The sequence below is a fragment of the Pantoea sp. SGAir0183 genome, from assembly GCF_043545505.1.
Genome location: NZ_CP028053.1, coordinates 2,974,686 through 2,993,591 on the forward strand (window position 1 = coordinate 2,974,686; position 18,906 = coordinate 2,993,591).

At 55.2% G+C, this 18,906-nt stretch carries 15 protein-coding genes; 3 read left to right on the forward strand and 12 right to left on the reverse strand.

What is annotated here, in order from left to right:
- Nucleotides 1–137: 137 nt before the first annotated feature.
- Entirely contained in the window at nucleotides 138–773 is a 636-nt protein-coding gene (locus C1N59_RS13825; protein WP_033737671.1) for a carbonic anhydrase, read from the reverse strand.
- A gap of 375 nt (nucleotides 774–1,148) precedes the next feature.
- On the opposite strand from C1N59_RS13825, the gene rimO reads away from it, so the two are divergent.
- A complete protein-coding gene (gene rimO / locus C1N59_RS13830; protein WP_039341398.1) occupies nucleotides 1,149–2,477 on the forward strand; it encodes a 30S ribosomal protein S12 methylthiotransferase RimO in 1,329 nt (442 codons plus the stop codon).
- On the opposite strand, the gene C1N59_RS13835 is transcribed toward rimO, so the two are convergent.
- From C1N59_RS13835 to C1N59_RS13860, 6 genes are all read right to left on the reverse strand, one after another.
- Nucleotides 2,474–2,923 carry a DUF4385 domain-containing protein gene (locus C1N59_RS13835; protein ID WP_033737673.1) on the reverse strand — a complete coding sequence of 150 codons (450 nt, stop codon included), beginning with the start codon at nucleotides 2,921–2,923 and terminating at the stop codon, nucleotides 2,474–2,476. The two genes, rimO and C1N59_RS13835, sit on opposite strands and share 4 nt — an antisense overlap.
- Nucleotides 2,920–3,825, reverse strand: coding sequence for a glutathione ABC transporter permease GsiD (gene gsiD, locus C1N59_RS13840; protein WP_394549739.1), 906 nt, complete (start codon nucleotides 3,823–3,825; stop codon nucleotides 2,920–2,922). Before gsiD ends, C1N59_RS13835 begins: the two co-directional genes overlap by 4 nt.
- A complete protein-coding gene (gene gsiC / locus C1N59_RS13845) occupies nucleotides 3,825–4,751 on the reverse strand; it encodes a glutathione ABC transporter permease GsiC (protein WP_058701044.1) in 927 nt (308 codons plus the stop codon). The genes gsiD and gsiC overlap by 1 nt, the downstream gene beginning before the upstream one ends.
- Before the next feature lie 109 nt (nucleotides 4,752–4,860).
- Nucleotides 4,861–6,396, reverse strand: coding sequence for a glutathione ABC transporter substrate-binding protein GsiB (gene gsiB, locus C1N59_RS13850; protein ID WP_033737674.1), 1,536 nt, complete (start codon nucleotides 6,394–6,396; stop codon nucleotides 4,861–4,863).
- Between the two features lie 54 nt (nucleotides 6,397–6,450).
- The gene (locus C1N59_RS13855) at nucleotides 6,451–8,340 is read right to left on the reverse strand and encodes a dipeptide ABC transporter ATP-binding protein (protein WP_081049466.1); all 1,890 of its coding nucleotides are present in this window, start codon (nucleotides 8,338–8,340) and stop codon (nucleotides 6,451–6,453) included.
- Nucleotides 8,303–9,262, reverse strand: coding sequence for an isoaspartyl peptidase/L-asparaginase family protein (locus C1N59_RS13860; RefSeq protein ID WP_033737675.1), 960 nt, complete (start codon nucleotides 9,260–9,262; stop codon nucleotides 8,303–8,305). Before C1N59_RS13860 ends, C1N59_RS13855 begins: the two co-directional genes overlap by 38 nt.
- 218 nt (nucleotides 9,263–9,480) lie before the next feature.
- On the opposite strand from C1N59_RS13860, the gene moeA reads away from it, so the two are divergent.
- Both moeA and moeB read left to right on the forward strand, forming a co-directional pair.
- Nucleotides 9,481–10,716, forward strand: coding sequence for a molybdopterin molybdotransferase MoeA (gene moeA / locus C1N59_RS13865; RefSeq protein WP_394549741.1), 1,236 nt, complete (start codon nucleotides 9,481–9,483; stop codon nucleotides 10,714–10,716).
- Nucleotides 10,717–11,484: a molybdopterin-synthase adenylyltransferase MoeB gene (gene moeB / locus C1N59_RS13870; protein WP_394549743.1), complete on the forward strand. Its 768-nt coding sequence runs from the start codon at nucleotides 10,717–10,719 to the stop codon at nucleotides 11,482–11,484. It abuts the gene before it with no gap.
- 93 nt (nucleotides 11,485–11,577) lie between these two features.
- Here the strand turns inward: moeB and C1N59_RS13875 are convergent, their stop codons facing one another.
- The 5 genes from C1N59_RS13875 to C1N59_RS13895 all read right to left on the reverse strand — a co-directional run bounded on the left by C1N59_RS13875 (nucleotide 11,578) and on the right by C1N59_RS13895 (nucleotide 18,840).
- The gene (locus tag C1N59_RS13875; protein WP_039341417.1) at nucleotides 11,578–13,170 is read right to left on the reverse strand and encodes an ABC-F family ATPase; all 1,593 of its coding nucleotides are present in this window, start codon (nucleotides 13,168–13,170) and stop codon (nucleotides 11,578–11,580) included.
- 321 nt (nucleotides 13,171–13,491) lie between these two features.
- Complete coding sequence (locus C1N59_RS13880; RefSeq protein WP_014606234.1) at nucleotides 13,492–13,893, reverse strand: H-NS family histone-like protein; 402 nt, start codon at nucleotides 13,891–13,893, stop codon at nucleotides 13,492–13,494.
- A 702-nt stretch (nucleotides 13,894–14,595) separates the two neighbouring features.
- Nucleotides 14,596–16,125, reverse strand: coding sequence for an efflux transporter outer membrane subunit (locus C1N59_RS13885; protein ID WP_058701048.1), 1,530 nt, complete (start codon nucleotides 16,123–16,125; stop codon nucleotides 14,596–14,598).
- 1 nt (nucleotide 16,126) lies between these two features.
- Nucleotides 16,127–17,695, reverse strand: a complete 1,569-nt coding sequence (locus tag C1N59_RS13890; RefSeq protein WP_054634255.1) for a DHA2 family efflux MFS transporter permease subunit — start codon at nucleotides 17,693–17,695, stop codon at nucleotides 16,127–16,129.
- A complete protein-coding gene (locus tag C1N59_RS13895) occupies nucleotides 17,692–18,840 on the reverse strand; it encodes an HlyD family secretion protein (protein WP_394549745.1) in 1,149 nt (382 codons plus the stop codon). The genes C1N59_RS13890 and C1N59_RS13895 overlap by 4 nt, the downstream gene beginning before the upstream one ends.
- Nucleotides 18,841–18,906 lie beyond the last annotated feature (66 nt).

Here is an 18,906-nt window from a genome sequence, read left to right on the forward strand (position 1 = left end):
TGTGTTTAAGCGTAGTCAGCCTGTCCGGCATGATGTTGAGGATTTACAAAAGATTAAACAGCGTGGGCGTGATAAAGACGGGATGAAAAAACAGGCGGTAAGGGGCCCGCGACCTGAACGGCGCGGGCAAACGGAACTTACTCGAAAAAGGTCTCGGGATTATCCGCCAGTGAGATGAACTCTTTACCGCCCGGCGTGAGCGCCAGAATGGTGCCCGACTCAATGTCGTAAACCCAGCCATGCAGACGCAGCTTGCCCTGACGTAACCCTACCGACACCGAAGGATGGGTTTTCATGTTGTTTAGCTGCGCAATCACGTTCTCCTGCACCATAGCGTTGAGCTTTTTCTCGGGTGATTCATAGTCACGCTGCTCCACCACCGCTTTGGCCGCATCGGCAAAGCGCAGCCAGTGCTCGACGGCTGGCATGCTGTCCATGCAGGCACAGGACGAAATCGCGTTCATCGCACCGCAGTTAGAGTGACCACAGATGATGATGTCAGAAACGCCCAGCACCATCACCGCATACTCAATGGTGGCTGACACGCCACCCGGCTCCGGCCCAAAAGACGGCACAATGTTGCCCGCATTACGGATAACGAATAGCTGCCCGGGTTCCTGCTGCGTGACCAGCTCCGGCACCAGACGGCTGTCTGAGCAAGAGATAAACAGGGCTTTCGGGTTCTGATTTGAGGCCAGACTTTTAAACAGCGCCTCTCTTTCAGGAAAGACAGTCTGCTGAAAACTCAGAAACCCGTTAATGATCTCTTTCATTATTTTGCTCTCACATTATCCACGTCATTGTCTGAAAGGCCAGGCTCTCAGCACTTGTTAAGCGAATCATTATTAATGAAAACAAGCAAATATCAACCAACAATATGACCTTCAAATGGCGTTATCACCTGCGTTGATAAGAAAATTAACGAATTAATTTTTAGCTATTTATTAGAAATCCTTTTGCAAAACGGCGGGTTACTGCGGTTTTCTTCCTTTCCGATCATCGGCTTAAACGCCTGTCACTCTCGGGAACCCTTTACGGTTTTTTGCGTGACTTTACACTGTTATGCCTGAGGTCAGATAACGCTACAATTTTCATCGCAACACAGGTAAAATCGCGCGCCATTGCTGTGCTGAACCGGAAACCACCTTATGTCCACTACTACTACACTGCCGCCGCGCGTGGGATTTGTCTCGCTTGGCTGCCCCAAAAACCTTGTCGACTCTGAGCGCATTCTGACGGAACTGCGCACCGAGGGCTATGAGGTGGTCCCACGCTATGACGATGCGGAAATCGTTATCGTCAACACCTGCGGATTCATCGACAGCGCCGTCCAGGAATCGCTGGAAGCGATCGGTGAAGCCCTGAACGAAAACGGCAAGGTGATTGTGACCGGCTGCCTGGGGGCGAAAGTCGACCAGATTCGCGAAGTGCACCCGAAGGTACTGGAAATCACCGGTCCGCACAGCTATGAACAAGTGCTGTCGCACGTGCACCGCTACGTGCCGAAGCCCCAACATAATCCGTTCCTGAGTCTGGTGCCGCAACAGGGCGTGAAGCTGACGCCGCGTCATTACGCTTACCTGAAAATTTCTGAAGGCTGCAACCATCGCTGCACCTTCTGTATCATCCCGTCTATGCGCGGCGATCTCGACAGTCGTGCCATTGGCGAAGTGCTGGACGAAGCAAAACGGCTGGTTGAAGCGGGCGTGAAAGAGTTGCTGGTCATTTCGCAGGATACCTCGGCTTACGGCGTGGACGTGAAACACCGCACAGGGTTCTGGAACGGCGCGCCGGTGAAAACCAGCATGGTGAGCCTGTGCGAGCAGTTAGCGAAACTCGGCGTGTGGGTTCGCCTGCATTATGTTTATCCTTATCCTCACGTGGACGACGTGATTCCACTGATGGCAGAAGGCAAGATTCTGCCGTATCTGGATATCCCGCTTCAGCACGCCAGCCCACGCATTCTGAAGCTGATGAAGCGTCCGGGTGCCGTGGAACGCACGCTGGAGCGCATTAAGCGCTGGCGTGAGATCTGCCCGACGCTGACGCTGCGCTCAACGTTTATTGTAGGCTTCCCCGGCGAAACCGAAGAAGACTTCCAGATGCTGCTCGACTTTATTAAAGAAGCGCGTCTGGATCGTGTGGGTTGCTTCCAGTACAGCCCGGTTGAAGGCGCAACGGCAAACCAGTTACCCGATCCGGTCGATGACGCAGTGAAACAGGAACGTTATGACCGCTTTATGCAGTTGCAGCAGCAGATCTCTGCCGAGCGCCTGCAGGAAAAAATCGGCCGTGAAATTATGGTCATCATCGATGAAGTCGATGAAGAAGGCGCGATTGGTCGCAGCATGGCTGACGCGCCAGAGATCGATGGTGCCGTCTATCTGAATGGCGAGAGCAACGTTAAGCCGGGCGATGTTCTGCGTGTCAAAGTGGAACATGCTGACGAATACGATTTATGGGCGAGCCGCGTCTAACCATACTTCTGCTGGTGCGCTTTTTTGCGCGCCAGATAATCGTCATCTGCCCGTAGCTTATCCCAGTACGCTTTGAAAATGGCCGCCGCAGCGGCCTTTTCTTCGTCCCTGCCCCGGGGCAACTCCTTGCCCTCCGCATCGTATTTCCGTCCGCCCTTATGGTTGCTGTAGCGGCGCGCACGGGTGTAGCCCATTTGAATAAATTTGCGCGCCATGTCCATGCCCACAAAGTCATCCTGCTGGCGATAGGCTTCGAACAGCCGCATGATTTCTTCTGCCGAGGCTTTCGCAACCTCAACGGTACGAAAACGCCAGTGCGGCAGGATTTCGCCTTTATAGGGCTGGACCATCAGCACGCCCTGCTCACCGCGCCCGACCTGATAACGTTCAGGATGTTTGCGGAAGTCGATAGTGCTGAAGTCTTGTTCATAGTCAAAAGGTTTCATGTCTTCAGTTTAGGATCAAGTGCGTCACGTAGCCCGTCGCCAAGCAAATTAAAGGCTAAAACCGTGAAAAAAATAGCCAGTGCCGGAAAAATCGCCACGTGCGGCGCGATAACCATATCCGCGCGCGCTTCGTTGAGCATCGCGCCCCACTCTGGCGTCGGTGGCTGCGCGCCCAGCCCCAGAAATGACAGGCTTGCGGCGGTGATAACCGAGGTCCCGATGCGCATGGTGAAGTACACCACAATAGAGGATACCGTGCCGGGCAGCAGGTGACGTATCATGATCGTCCAGTCTGACGCTCCGATACTGCGGGCTGACTCGATGTAGGTTTGCCGTTTCAGTACCAGCGTATTGCCACGCACCAGGCGGGCAAAGGCAGGAATACTGAATATCGCCACGGCGATAATGACGTTACTGATGCCACTGCCCATGATGGCCACGACGGCAATCGCCAGCAAAATGCCGGGAAACGCAAACAGCACGTCGCAGATGCGCATGGTGATCCTGTCCCACCAGCCTTCATAGTAGCCCGCCAGCAGTCCTGCCAGCGTCCCCACTATCGCCCCTATCGCGACGGAAACGAAGCCGGCGAGAAGCGAAATTCGGGTTCCCACCAGCACGCGGCTAAAGATATCGCGTCCCAGTGAATCCACGCCAAACCAGTGCACCAGTGAGGGGCCGTCGTTAAGTCGGTCGTAATCAAAGTAATTTTCTGCATCGAATGGCGCAACATACGGTGCCGTAAACGCCAGTACGATCAGCACCAGGACAAACAGGCCCGCCAGCAGAGCGACCGGCTGACGACGAAAGCGTCGCCAGAATTCCCGCCAGGGCGTTCTTACCCGGTTGCTGTCCAGCAGTGGCATGTGTTTGAGTGCCGCTTCCCGTCGCCAGTTTTTCATCAGGTGTCCTTAAAGCGAATCGCCGGGTTAATGACGGCATACAGCATATCGACAATCAGATTGATCAAAATAAACTCCAGCGAAAACAGCAATACCTCTGCCTGAATCACCGGATAGTCACGCATCTGTACCGAATCCACCAGCAGGCGTCCCAGCCCCGGCCAGTTGAACACGACCTCAACCACAATCGAGCCACCCAGCAGGAAACCAAACTGCAGGCCCATCATGGTGACCACCGGTATCATGGCATTCCGCAGACCGTGCTTAATCACCACGCGGTACTCACTGACGCCTTTGGCACGCGCGGTGCGCATGTAATCTTCCTGCATCACCTCCACAAAGGATGCCCGGGTGAAACGGGCCATCACAGCCGCTACCGCCGCGCCCAGCGTGAGAGAGGGCAAAATATAGTGCTGCCAGCTGTCTGCGCCCACCGTAGGCAACCAGCCCAACTGGACGGAAAACACGTCCATCAGTAACATGCCCAGGGCAAAAGCCGGAAAAGAGATACCCGAAACCGCGAGCGTCATGCCGAGGCGATCCGGCCAGCGATTGCGCCATACGGCCGAAACAATGCCGATCGCCATGCCCAGGATCACCGCCCACACCATGCTGGTGAGCGTCAGCCACAGGGTTGGCATAAAACGCGTAGCGATTTCCGCCGAAACCGGACGCCGGGAAACCAGCGACTGACCAAAATCCCCCTGCAGCGCATTGACGATAAAGTGCACAAACTGCACCGGCAGGGGTTTATCCAGGCCCAGCTCCTGACGGACCAATGCCACAACAGACGCATCGGCTTCCTGTCCGGCAATCAGCCGCGCCGGATCGCCCGGCAGCAGATGGACAAACAGAAACACCAGCACTGCCACGATAAACAGCGTGGGAATCAGGCCCAGCAGGCGTTTAAGAAAATAGTTAACCATGTGACATCCCACACAACAGTCAGCAGCGCAGCTGACCTGCCCGGTGCCTCATTGCTGACGAGGCACCGGGCATCACACATCCTGTTCAGGACAGAACAGGTCCGGCGACTTACTTCATCTCGGCGTCATCAAAACTGAATGACGTATCCGGCATCATGTAAAAACCGCTCAGGTTTTTGCTGTGTGCGGACACCAGTTGCTCCACCACCAGCGGGATCCACGGATGATCGTTCCAGATGGTGTCCTGCGCATCTTTATACAGTTTGGCTTTTTCCGCCTGATCGGTCGTTTTCAGCGCGTCGGCCAGGTCTTTATCCACCTTCGGATTGCTGTAAAACGCCGTGTTGAAGATCGCCGGTGGCCAGGCTGCGGTTGCGAACAACGGCGTCAGCGCCCAGTCGGCTTCACCCGTTGAGGCTGACCAGCCAGTGTAGAACATGCGCACGCCGCTCTCTTTCTGGCCCTTGCCTTCCACTTCCGCTGCGCGCTGTCCCGCATCCATCGCGGTCACTTTCACCTTCACGCCGACCTGTGCCAGTTGCTGCTGAACAAACTGCAACACTTTCTGTGCCGTGCTGTGGTTATGCGACGACCAGAGCGTGGTGTCGAAACCGTTCGGATAACCCGCTTCTTTCAGCAACGCTTTTGCTTTAGCGGGATCGTAAGGAATGGGCGGATACGTTTGCGCATAGGCAATAGAGGGAGGCACTACGCCGGTAGCAGGTGTGGCATAACCGGCGAACGCAACTTTAACCAGTGCCTGGCGATTGATCGCGTACTCCAGCGCCTCACGCACTTTCGGATTATCAAACGGTTTTTGTGTCACATTCAGGCTGATGTAGCGCTGCATGATGGAGGGCGATACCACCACGTCCAGCTTGCTGTCCTTCTCCAGCAATTTGGCCTGCTCATAAGGCACCGGGAAGGCAAAGTTCGCTTCACCGGTCTGCAGCATGGCCGCACGCGTATTGTTATCCACGACCGGGCGCCACGTAATGCTGTCGAGTTTGGGATAGCCTTTTTTCCAGTAGCCGTCCCATTTCTTCACCTTCACAAAGTCGGTCTGATTCCAGGTCACAAATTCGAACGGCCCGGTGCCCACCGGATGAAAACCGATGTCCTTACCGTATTTTTTCAGGGCGGCAGGGGAAATCATCACCGCCGCAGGGTGCGCCAGAATATTAATAAAGGCCGAGAACGGCTGCTTCAGCGTAATTTTCACCGTCGTGGGATCGACCGCTTCCGTGCTGGCGATGTATTTAAACAGGTTATAACGTTTGAGATGGTTGTCGGGATTACTGGCCCGATCCAGGTTGACCTTGACCGCCTCGGCATTAAAGTCGGTGCCATCCTGAAACTTCACGCCTGAGTGCAGCTTAATGGTGTAGGTCAGGCCATCGCCGCTCACCGTGTAACTGTCCGCCAGCACATTGGTCAGTTTCATATCTTTATCAAAGCCAAACAGCCCCTGATAAAATGATTTCGCGACCGCCTGGGACAAGGTGTCGTTAGCGTCATAGGGATCAAGCGTGGTGAAATTAGAGGCGACGGCGATCACCGCATCACCCGCGGCCCAGGCGGGCAGCGTCATGACGCTACTTAATATCCCTGCTGCCAGTAAGCTTCTACGCATCGTTATCTGCATTGTTTTCTCCTGTAATCCCTGTCTGATTTATCGCCGTGGCGATAGCGTATTATTTCAGATCGCGCTGGTGGCAGAGCGAGCCACAAAATGACCGGGGGCCACTTCCATCAGCGAAACCCGTTCGGGTTCATCGCCCAGTGCACGAATCGGGCTGGGGATCTCATCGACCAGCAGACTGCGCTCGCGTTGCCGACGTGTCGGGTCGGCAACCGGCACGGCGGCCATTAATTTTTGGGTATACGGATGATGTGGCTGCCCGAATACCGACTGACGTGGGCCGATTTCCACAATCTGTCCAAGATACATCACCGCTACGCGGTGGCTGATGCGCTCAACCACCGCCATATCATGGGAAATAAACAAAAAGGCGATACCAAATTCACGCTGAAGGTCTAGCATCAGGTTGATGATTTGTGCCTGAATGGAGACATCAAGCGCGGACACCGACTCATCGGCAATCACCACTTTGGGGTTCAGCGCCAGTGCCCGCGCGATGCAGATACGCTGACGCTGGCCACCCGAAAACTCATGCGGATAACGCTTTGCGTGTTCCGGCAGTAAGCCAACCTTTTCCAGTAACCAGGCCACGCGCTGTTCCGCTTCGCGTCGTGGCATCACCTTGTGAACCAGCAGCGGCTCCATAATCGAAAATCCCACCGTCAGGCGCGGATCGAGCGATGCATAAGGGTCCTGGAAGATAAACTGAATATCGCGCCGCAGATGCGCCAGCGCCGCTCCCGAAAGATCGTTAATACGCTGCCCGTCAAAGATAATGCTGCCTCCCTGACTGGCGACCAGTTTTAGCAGTGAACGTCCGGTGGTCGATTTACCGCACCCGGATTCCCCCACCAGCGCCAGCGTTTCGCCTGCATACAGATCAAAGCTGATGTTCTCGACCGCGTGCACCCGGCTCGTTACGCGATTCAGTAATCCTGAGCGAATATCGAAGCGCGTGACCAGATTGCGCACCTGCAGGATGGGCGGGCGATCGTGACGTACGGTGTTTTGCGGTACGTCGGGTGCCGCATCGTTGAGCAGGAGAGGAAATTTCGCGGGCAGCGGCTGGTCCTGCATCGCACCCAGGGTCGGGACAGCGGCCAGCAACGCCCGGGTGTAAGGCTGCTGCGGTGCGCTGAACAGCTCGGCGGTAGGGGCGTTTTCCAGCACCTCACCGCGATACATCACCTGGACGCGGTCCGCCATTTCCGCCACCACGCCCATATCGTGAGTGATAAAAATCACGCCCATCTGCATCTCTTTCTGCAGCTCGCGGATCAGTTGCAGGATCTGGGCCTGAATCGTCACGTCCAGAGCAGTAGTCGGCTCGTCGGCAATCAGCAGCGCAGGCTTACACGACAGGGCCATCGCAATCATCACGCGCTGCCGCATACCGCCGGAAAGCTGGTGAGGATAACGGCGCAGCATACTTTGTGCGTCAGGAATGCGTACCCGATCCAGCATACGACGCGCTTCCGTCAGGGCTTCGGACTGGCTTTTACCCTGATGCAGTCGAATGGATTCTGCGATCTGATCGCCTACCGTAAACACCGGATTCAGCGAGGTCATCGGTTCCTGAAAAATCATGGCCATATCCGCGCCGCGCACCCTGGGCATCTGACCGCGCGGCATCCGCATCAGATCCAGTGCCTCACCACTGCGTCGACGCAGCCGTATCTCACCACTGACCTCTGCGCTGTCCTGCGCCAACAGGCGCATGATCGCCAGTGAGGTGACGGATTTGCCCGAGCCGGACTCGCCCACTAAAGCCAGCGTTTCGCCGCGAAACACATCAAGTGAAAGATGACGCACGGCTTCGGTCACCTGGCCGTCATGGTGAAAACGTACGTTCAGGTCGCGCACCGCCAACACCTGTTCGGGAGACAGAGGGAGCCTGTCAGGCTGGCTGTTAGCTTTCACGGTAAATTGCGACCTCTGCGACGTCATCCACCCGGGCAACAGCCCGGTACATGCCTTCGCTGTTGAACGGCAGTGCCACATTGCCCTCCCGATCAACCGCAATCAGCCCACCGCTGCCGCCCAGCTCCAGCACGCTGTCATGAATCACATTGACGCTGGCCTGTTGTAATGTCCGCCCGGCGTAACGCATTTGTGCCGCCACATCGTAGGCCGCCAGGGTGCGGATAAACACTTCGCCAGTGCCGGTGCAGGACACCGCCGCGCTGTCGTTACTGGCATAGCAGCCTGCGCCAGGCAACGGTGAGTCGCCTACGCGCCCCTGCTGTTTATTGGTCATGCCGCCGGTCGACGTCGCCGCCGCCAGGTTTCCCGCCAAATCCAGCGCCACGGCACCGACCGTGCCAAACTTACGATCCGGGTCAAGAGGATCGCCGCCCTGGGCGGCGCCATCGTGGTCAAGCACAGCGGCATCGCTGCGCAGCGCCCGTTGCAGTTGCTCCAGGCGTTCAGGCGTGGAAAAGAAATCCGGTTCAACCTGCTCAAGCCCCTGCGCAAACGCAAAGGCTTCGGCCCCTTCCCCGATCAACAGGACATGCGGGCTGTGGTCTAACAGCGCACGCGCTGCCAGTACCGGGTTGCGCAGCCGGGAGACGCCCGCCACTGCCCCAGCCTGCAGCGTTCTGCCATCCATGATGCTGGCATCCAGCTCATGCGTGCCCTGATGGGTAAACACAGCACCTTTACCCGCATTAAACAACGGGCACTCTTCCAGCCTGCGCACCGCTTCAGTCACCACATCCAGCGCGGATGCGCCCTGCGCCAGCAGGGTTTGGCCATGTGTCACAATATCGTGAAGCGCCTGACGATAAGCCTGTTCTTTCTCTGCGCTCATGGCAGCACGCGTAATTGCGCCTGCGCCGCCATGAATGGCGATCACTGCTTTAGCCATAATGCGTTACCCTGTGGTTGCATCAGAAGGAAAAACACTGATTTTGAATGGTTTTACGTCTTGTTAGCGTATTTTTGAATATAGAAAGCCCGCCATAGCTTGTAAAGCGGAAACTGGTCCCGCGCTAATAACCTTTCGTTGTGGCTTATACCGATGTGACTCTGAGGATAAAAGCCACCATAATAGTCAGCAATTGCAACAGACAGACTGAGACAATAATGGAAAGCTTTACTGCCGGACTGATTTCCCTTGAAGACGCGCAACAGAAGATGCTGGCGCAACTGACGCCCATCACCGAATCCCTGGATGTGCCCCTGACTGACGCGGCCGGGCGCATCACCGCCTGCAGCGTGACCTCCCCCATTGATGTACCGCCTTTTAACAACTCAGCCATGGACGGTTATGCCGTCAGGCTTGCTGATGTACAAGAGGGTCAGCCCTTAACGGTTGCCGGTAAAGCCTTTGCCGGTGCGCCGTTTTCGGGTGACTGGCCTGCGGGCAGCGTCATCAGAATCATGACGGGCGCGCCGGTACCGGACGGCTGCGATGCCGTCGTCATGCAGGAGCAAACCCATCTGCAGGGCGAACAGATTGTTATTGATGCGCCCGTAAAAGCCGGAAAAAACATCCGCCTGATCGGCGATGATATCCGGGCAGGCCATCAGGTCCTTGCGCCTGGCGTGCGCCTGGGCGCTGCGGAACTGCCGTTGCTGGCCTCATTAGGCATCGCCACGGTGAAGGTGCTGCGCAAATTGCGCGTGGCAATTTTCTCCACCGGGGATGAGCTGCAACCCGTGGGCCAGCCGTTGTCTGACGGGCAAATCTATGACACCAACCGGTTTGCCATCTCCCTCATGCTGCATAAGCTGGGCTGCGAGGTGATCGATCTTGGCATTGTTCGCGACGATCCGGTCGCCCTTCGGGCTGCCTTTATGGACGCCGATCGCCAGGCCGATGTGGTCATCAGCACCGGCGGTGTCTCTGTCGGTGAAGCCGACTTTACTAAGGCGATGCTGGAGGAACTGGGCAGTATTCGCTTCTGGAAGCTGGCCATTAAACCGGGCAAACCTTTCGCCTTTGGCCGCCTGGCAAACAGCTGGTTCTGCGGCCTGCCCGGCAATCCGGTCTCGGCCGTCGTGACCTTTTATCAACTGGTGCAGCCCCTGCTGGCCCGTCTGACCGGACAGTCAGCTTCGGCTTTACCGCCACGTCAGCGCGTGCGTACAGCAAGCGCACTGAAAAAATCGCCAGGCCGTCTGGATTTTCAGCGCGGTGTGCTGCGGCGAAATGCTGAGGGTGAAACAGAAGTCATCAGCACGGGTGCCCAGGGTTCGCATGTGTACAGCTCGTTTTCACAGGCTAACTGCTTTATCGTACTGGAGCGTGAGCGCGGCTATGTCGAGGCGGGAGAATGGGTAGATGTTGAGCCCTTCAACGCCCTGCTGGAGGGATAAATGCTGCCCGAACTCAGCCACGAGGAAATGCTGCGCTATAACCGGCAAATTGTCCTGCGGGGGTTTGACTTTGACGGACAGGAAGCCCTGAAGGCCAGCCATGTGTTGGTCGTGGGCCTGGGCGGTTTAGGCTGTGCAGCCGCACCTTATCTGGCGGCAGCGGGCGTCGGTCACCTGTCTCTGCTGGATTTTGATACGGTTTCGCTCTCAAACCTGCAGCGACAGATTCTGCATCATGATGCGGATATTGGTCGGGCCAAGGTCGAATCCGCCCGGGCACGCCTGGCGGAGATCAATCCCCACTGTCATTTATATCCTGTCCACGGCCAGTTGGACGATAACGCGCTGCGGGCGATCATCGCCAGGCAGCAGGTCGTGGTCGACTGCACGGATAATGTCAGCGTGCGTGAACAGCTTAACCGGCTTTGTTATGAACTGAAGGTGCCTCTGGTTTCGGGCGCGGCGATTCGCATGGAAGGTCAGTTGAGTGTGTTTGACTGGCAGCCTGGTGCGCCCTGCTACCGCTGTATCAGCCGTTTGTTTGGCGCTCAGGTGCTCAGCTGCGTGGAAGCCGGTGTAATGGCGCCGCTGGTGGGCGTTGTCGGTGCCATGCAGGCGATGGAAGCGATAAAGCTGCTGACCCGGTTTGGCACGCCCGCGCGCTCACGTTTGCTCATGTATGATGCCATGCGCGCAGAGTTTCGCACGATGCATGTCGCACAGGATCCGAATTGTGAAGTCTGTGGCCATTCTGAGTGCACAGGCTAAAGGCCGGTCTGATTGAACGCTGAGCGTGAGCGATTACAAAAGGCGGGTAAATGCACGAAAGAAAACGGGGTAGTCAGCGCTACCCCGCAGGTCTTAAACGATGCCCTGACTGCGCAGGTAGTCTTCGTAATTCCCGGTGAAATCGACGATGCGATCCGCCTTGATTTCCATAACACGCGTCGCCAGTGAGCTGACGAATTCACGGTCATGGGAAACGAAAATCAGCGTGCCTTCATACATTTCCAGCGCCATGTTTAATGACTCGATGGATTCCATATCCAGGTGGTTGGTGGGTTCATCCATAATCAGAATGTTAGGCTTCTGCATCATCAGCTTGCCGAACAGCATGCGCCCTTTCTCACCACCCGACAGCACCTTGGCGGGCTTTTTAATGTCGTCCTGAGAAAACAACAGGCGGCCAAGAATACCGCGTACGGCCTGCTCATCATCGCCCGGCTGCTTCCACTGACTCATCCAGTCAAAAACCGTCAGATCGTCAGCAAAATCGTCTGCGTGGTCCTGCGCGTAATAGCCAATTTTGGCATTCTCGGACCATTTAACGCTGCCGCTTTCTGGCGTCAGTTCGCCGACCAGGGTTTTTAACAGCGTGGATTTACCGATACCGTTAGCCCCTAATATCGCCAGTTTTTCACCGACTTCCAGCAGCAGATTAAGATTTTTGAACAGAGGACCGTTATCAAAGCCTTTCGTCAGGCCTTCCACTTCCAGCGCATTACGGAACAGTTTCTTATCCTGTTCAAAACGGATATATGGATTCTGACGGCTGGAGGCTTTCACTTCTTCCAGTTTTATTTTATCCATTTGTTTAGCGCGCGAGGTGGCCTGACGCGATTTAGAAGCGTTGGCACTAAAGCGGCTGACAAACGACTGCAGATCGGCAATTTGCGCTTTTTTCTTGGCGTTATCCGCTAACAGACGTTCACGCGCCTGGGTGGCCGCGGTCATATATTCATCATAATTACCGGAATAAACGCGCAGCTCGCCATAGTCCAGATCGGCCATGTGCGTGCAGACCATATTGAGGAAGTGACGGTCGTGCGAAATGATAATCATGGTGCTGTCGCGTTCGTTTAACACCTGCTCCAGCCAACGGATGGTATCGATATCCAGGTTGTTGGTCGGTTCGTCCAGCAGCAAAATATCCGGATTAGAAAACAAGGCCTGGGCTAAAAGAACGCGTAATTTAAAGCCTGGCGCAATTTCGCTCATCGGCCCGTAATGCTGTTCAACCGGGATGCCCACGCCAAGTAATAATTCACCGGCGCGCGATTCCGCGCTGTAACCATCCATTTCGCCATACTGTACTTCCAGGTCTGCGACTTTGTAGCCTTCCTCTTCGCTCATTTCGGGCAGGGAATAAATACGGTCACGTTCCTGTTTCACTTCCCATAATTCATGGTGCCCCATGATTACCGTATCAATCACACTATATTGTTCAAAGGCGAACTGGTCCTGGCGTAATTTACCAATACGTTCATTGGGATCGTAGGAAACATTGCCGCCCGACGGCACCAAATCGCCACCCAAAATCTTCATGAAGGTGGATTTTCCGCTGCCGTTCGCACCGATTAAACCGTACCGATTACCCCCGCCAAATTTAACGGAGATATTTTCGAACAGTGGCTTGCTGCCAAACTGCATGGTGATATTGCTGCTAACTAACACGGCATTGACCTTAGTGAAGAGAGTGGATGGAAAACGGCGGCTATTATGCCAGATGTGACGTAGCGCACGCCAGTCTCCGGCTACCCTTGCATGAGTGTCTGTTGAAAACGCATGACTTTTTATTTTCACTGCCCGTACGTTTGCCGCTTAACCCAGCCGCTGGCTAAACGTACCGGACGCTGCGCAGAGGGGAAGCCCTACCTGCGCACGCCACACCGGGTGCATGACAGCGAGAGTAATAAAGCAAAGAGCAGGGTTTTTTAAATAAAAAAAGCCGGCGACATAAATGTCGCCGGCTACCACTTACAAGGATTGTGTCGATTAATCGATCAGGAAGCTGTCCAGGCTTTTACCTTCGTCCAGCGCTTTTTTAATTGCTGCTGGCGTGCGGCCCTGGCCGGTCCATGATTTTTTCTCGCCATTTTCGTCGGTGTAAGAATATTTAGCCGGACGTGGCGCACGCTTAGTGCGTTTTTTACCCTGCTCCAGCGCACCTAATAATTCATTAGGATCGATGCCATCAGCCAACAGCATTTCGCGATATTTCGATAACTTCTCTTCTTTTTCACGATTCTGTTGTTCTTCAGCGTGCGCTTCTTCACGACGTTCCGTTACTACAACGGTCAATTTCTCAAGAATTTCTTCCAGATCGCTCAGTGGCAGTTCACGAGCCTGGGCACGTAATGTGCGAATGTTGTTTAGAACTTTAAATGCGTCACTCATCACAATATCCTTGATTAAGGGGTTTAAATAAACTGTAGCGTCAAGATTACCTAATTCAAATAAAAAAATAAATTAATTTATTACTACAGATAATTCCGATAGGTTTTTTAAATGTCAGTGAAGTATTCAGAATGCTTATGTGGAGAGATAATTAACCTCAAATTAACACTAAATGCCTGCTATCCTTGCACAATGTAAACGATTTCATTGATTACACTTACTGTATGAATTCGCTATGCGCTTTTAAATTTTAACGCTGAATATTTTTTAACACCGGTGAAGAATTTGGATTAATTTGCCTGTCCTGACTCAGACGTTCTCCGCCCGGAACACGCGGTCTGTGAACAAAATAGCTGACGTCGGGTACGAGGTTTATCGCGCTTCGCCACAATAATATCGGCTTTATGGCGAATAAAATGTGGGGATATTGCCTTTGTCCCCCTTCACTCCCCGACAAAAATGCTGCATCGGCACAGGCAAGGCGACGGCGTTTCACAGCCGTTATAAGGTTGAATACATTTACAGACAATTTATGCTTCACAGTAAGTGCGCCGGCTAAATAGCCAGCAACCCTTTTAAACCACCAGCTTTAAGGGTGATTAAATGAGTTTACTGAACGATATAACAGATAAATAATAAAGCGCAGGTATTACACTGTCTGATAACAGGCCGTGGTCTGCCGAAAGGCCACGGCCTGAAGGATTAATTTACCTGGGTCGCAGGTCCAAACACGTCATACTGAGGGAGCTGAACGTTTTGATAGGTTTCCCAGCCGCCGCCCAGCGCTTTGTAGAGCGCCACGAGATCCAGCCCGCTTTGCATGCGCGCCTGTGTTGCCTGCTCCTCGGCCTGGGCGAGCTGGCGCTGCGCATCAAGCACCTCAAGGAAGGTCGATAATCCCTGGCGATAGCTGTCGCTCGCCAAATCAAAGGTCCGTTGCAGTGCACCGGTCGTTTCGTCCAGCGCCGTGACGCGCTGCTGATCGGCCCGGTAACTCACAAGGGCGTTTTCGACATCCTGCAAAGCCGTCAGCACCGTCTGGCGATAATCCAGCGCCGCGCTGGCCTGCTGAGCACGTGCAAGCTTCACGCTGGAAACCAGCCGGCCCCCCTGAAAAAGAGGAATCGACAGCGAAGGCCCCACGCTATAGAAGTGGCTGCTCCAGTCGTCCAGATAACTGGCATCAGTATTGCGCACGCCCAACTGTCCGGTGAGAGAGAGGCTGGGGAACAGCTGTGCGACAGAAACGCCGATCCCGGCGGTTTGCGCATGGAGTTTCGCCTCTGCCTGGCGAATATCCGGGCGTCGACGCGCTAAGGTTGAGGGAATGCCGACCGCGACCGCATTCGGCAAGGCTGGCAGCGCTTTCGGCGTCTGCAGTTCTGCATCCAGCGCGCCGGGGGTTTTACCGATAAGCACAGCCAGACCGTTCATCGCCTGACGCGTTTGCGCCTGATACTGCGGTAGCTGCGCCTGTAAACTGCTCAACTGTGCCCGGGCATTTTCCACATCGGTTAACGGCGCCAGGCCATTGCGCTGCTGGCTTTGTGTCAGTTGCCAGGTCTGATCCGCCACCGCGATTTGCTGTTGCAGCGTGTTGACGGTTGCCTGCGCCCCACGCAGTTGTAACCAGGCACGGACAACTTCCGCTTCCAGCGACACCAGCGCATCGTTACGTTGCTCAATGGCCGCCTGTTGCTGTGCATTGGCTGATTCGATCTGACGTCGTACCTTGCCCCACAGATCCAGTTCCCAACTGGCATCGAAGCTGCCCTGATATAAGGTGACGGGCTGCGTCAGCCCGTTCAACTGGCTGGCGACAGTGCTGTCTACCTGGTCATTGACCCCATTCGCTTTCAGCAAACCTTCCAGCCCCAGTTGCTGACGCGTGACTTTTGCCGAACCGTTCAGGCTGGGAAACAAGCCGCCCTGCGCCTGAGATAACTGCTCGCGCGCGCCCGCAATGCGCAGGACGGTCTGCTGCAACGACAGATTACCCGCGATTGCGCGGGCAATCAGGCTGTCCAGTTGGGGATCGTTGAAGTTACGCCACCAGCGCGTATCCACTGCCGACGTCTGCGGTTTCGAGCGCTCCTGAGAATCCAGCGCGTGGTAGCTGCCCGGCAGCTGAGGTTTTGGCGCCTGGTAGTCCGGGCCCACGCTGCAACCTGCCAGCGATAACGTCAGCAATAAGGTAAAGGGATTCAGGCGATACGTAGTCATAACCTTCATGTCAGTGTGCTCCTGCACTGCCTTCGCTTTTGACGGGCGACAGCAGCCAACAAAATGGAATCAAAATCAGGGCGACAATACTTAAGCCTGAAAAGACGTCGATATAAGCCAGAATGCGTGACTGGACAATCATCTCTTTATAGAGCTGGCCGGTTGCCAGCGTCACGGGATCGCCCACCGCCGACGTAAAGTCGCGAATCGCCTGCGCCCAGTGCTGAACGGTAATGTTAAATTGTTCATTTAACGGCGTCATGTTGTGCACCATGTGGGCCGAACGCGCCTGCTCCCGCTCCGTAATTGCCGCCGTGGATAACGAGATGCCAATCGAGCCCGCAACGTTACGGAACATCGTAAATAATGCTGATGCATCCGCGTTCAGGCGTTGTGGGATGGTAATGAAGGCAATAGTGGTCAGCGGCACAAACAGGAAACCCAGGCCAATAGACTGCGCACTGCGCATCATGACCAGCGTGGAGAAATCGACATTGGGCGTTAACGTGGACGAGTAGAAAAACGCCAGGGCCAGGCAGCTAAAACCAAATGCGATGATATAGCGGGTTTGCACGACCGGCATCAGCTTAAGCACCAGCGGAATCGTCAGCACAATCAGCACGGCTCCGGGTGAAAGCACCAGCCCTGACCAGGTCGCCGTATAACCCAGATCCTGCTGGGCCAGTTGAGGCAGCACGACGGAACTACCATACAGAATCATCGCCATCCCGGCCATGAGCAGGCCCGCAACCCAGAAGTTACGGTCTTTCATTACCAGAATGTCGACCACCGGTTTGCGAGCATACATTAGCCAGTAGACGGCTCCGACAATGCCGACCAGCGCCAGTACCGCGAATAACACAATAAAGTGCGACGCAAACCAGTCCTCATCTTCACCCCGATCCAGCATTACCTGCAGGCAGCCCAGGCCCAGCGTAATTAAACCGATACCGATGTAGTCAATTTTCAGTTTGCCCCTGGCCCACTTGCGCTCCCATGGCGGATCTTCCAGCAGCGGCAAAATGGCCATGATCGTCAGGATACCGACCGGGATATTGATAAAGAACACCCAGCGCCAGCTGTAGTTATCCGTAATCCAGCCGCCCAGCGTCGGGCCGATAACAGGCGCCACGATAATCGCAATCGAGGAAAGGCCAAACGCTTTGCCCCGATCCTCAGGTTTAAAGTAGTCGAGCAGCACCGACTGCTGCACAGGCTGCAGGCCGCCGCCGAAAAACCCTTGCAGGACGCGGAACAGAATGATCTGCCAGAGTTCGGTGGCAATACCACACAGGAATGAGCAGATCGTGAACATGACGATACAGATTAAGAAAAACTGTTTACGGCCAAATAAACGACTGAAGAAGGCAGAGATGGGCAGCACAATGCCGTTCGCCACGAGGTACGAGGTTAGCACCCAGGTGGATTCATCGTAACTGGATGAGAGCGAACCGGCGATATGTGGCAGGGCCACGTTCACGATGGTGGTATCCAGGATTTCCATAAATACCGCCAGCGTTACCGTAATGGCCACGAGCCACGGATTACTGGCGGGTTTCCAGCTCTGCGATTCACTCATTCCACGGTTACCTTCGGTTCAACCGATATGCCCAGTGGCAGTGGACGGTTAGGATCCAGTCCTTTATCAATCACAATTTTGACCGGCACGCGCTGAACAATTTTCACGTAGTTGCCCGTGGCATTCTCCGCCGGGAAAGTCGAAAAGCGCGAACCGGTGCCCATCTGGATGCTGTCGACGTGGCCTTCAAGTTTCATGTCAGGCCAGGCATCCACGCTGATGGTTACCTTGTCGCCGGGATTCATTCGCTCCAGCTGTGACTCTTTAAAGTTGGCGGTGATCCAGATATCCGGGGAAACCAGTGAGAACAAGGCGCTGCCCGCCTGAACCAACGTTCCCAACTGGACATTTCGCTTAGTCACAAACCCGTCGTAAGGAGCACGAACCTGGGTGTAAGACAGATTCAGCTCGGCCACATTCAGTTGGGCTTTTGCCTGCTCGACCTGTTCCTGACGCGCTTCAACATTGGTTTCCTGCTGACGGATTTGCAGGGCCACCTGCGAGGCGACTTCCACCTGAGCTTTGGCGCTTTGCAGTTGTGCCTGCGCGGAGCGTAACTGCGCCGAGGCTGAATCAATATTGCGTTGACTGGTGGCGCGGGGATCGACGCCGCGCTGACGACGGTAATCCGCCTGCGCATTCAGGTAGTTGGCCTCGGCTTTGGCCTGATCGGCCAGCGCCTGGTCGCGTTGCGCCGGGTACTGAACGCGCGACAGTGCCAGTTGCGCCTGAGCCTGGTGCAACTGTGCCATGGCCAGGCCAAGCTGTGCTTTTGCCTGCGCGCGCTGGGCTTCGTTATCGCTGGGATCGATTTCCACCAGCAGATCGCCCTTCTTCACGCGCTGGTTGTCTTTCACCAGCAATTTTACGACGTAACCCGAGGCTTTCGCTGCGATAGTCACTGCGTTGCCTTCGGTAAACGCATCGTCAGTCGTTTCTTCATTACGGGTGGTAAACCAGAAGAAGAACGCCACGATCAACATCACCACGACGACGACCGCCAAAATAATTAACGGCTTTTTGCCGGGACGCTTACGCGGTTTCTCGTCGTTATCGCTTTGGCTATCGTGTGCTGGGCTGTTTTTATCGGGCGCGTTTTCTGTGTCTTTCTGGTGTGGGTCGCGGTTGTTGTTGTTCTCGCTCATAGTGTCCGTCGCTGGCTAAGGCCCTCAGTCCTGGGCGTAGAAAGTCAACTAAACATTAGATCGAAA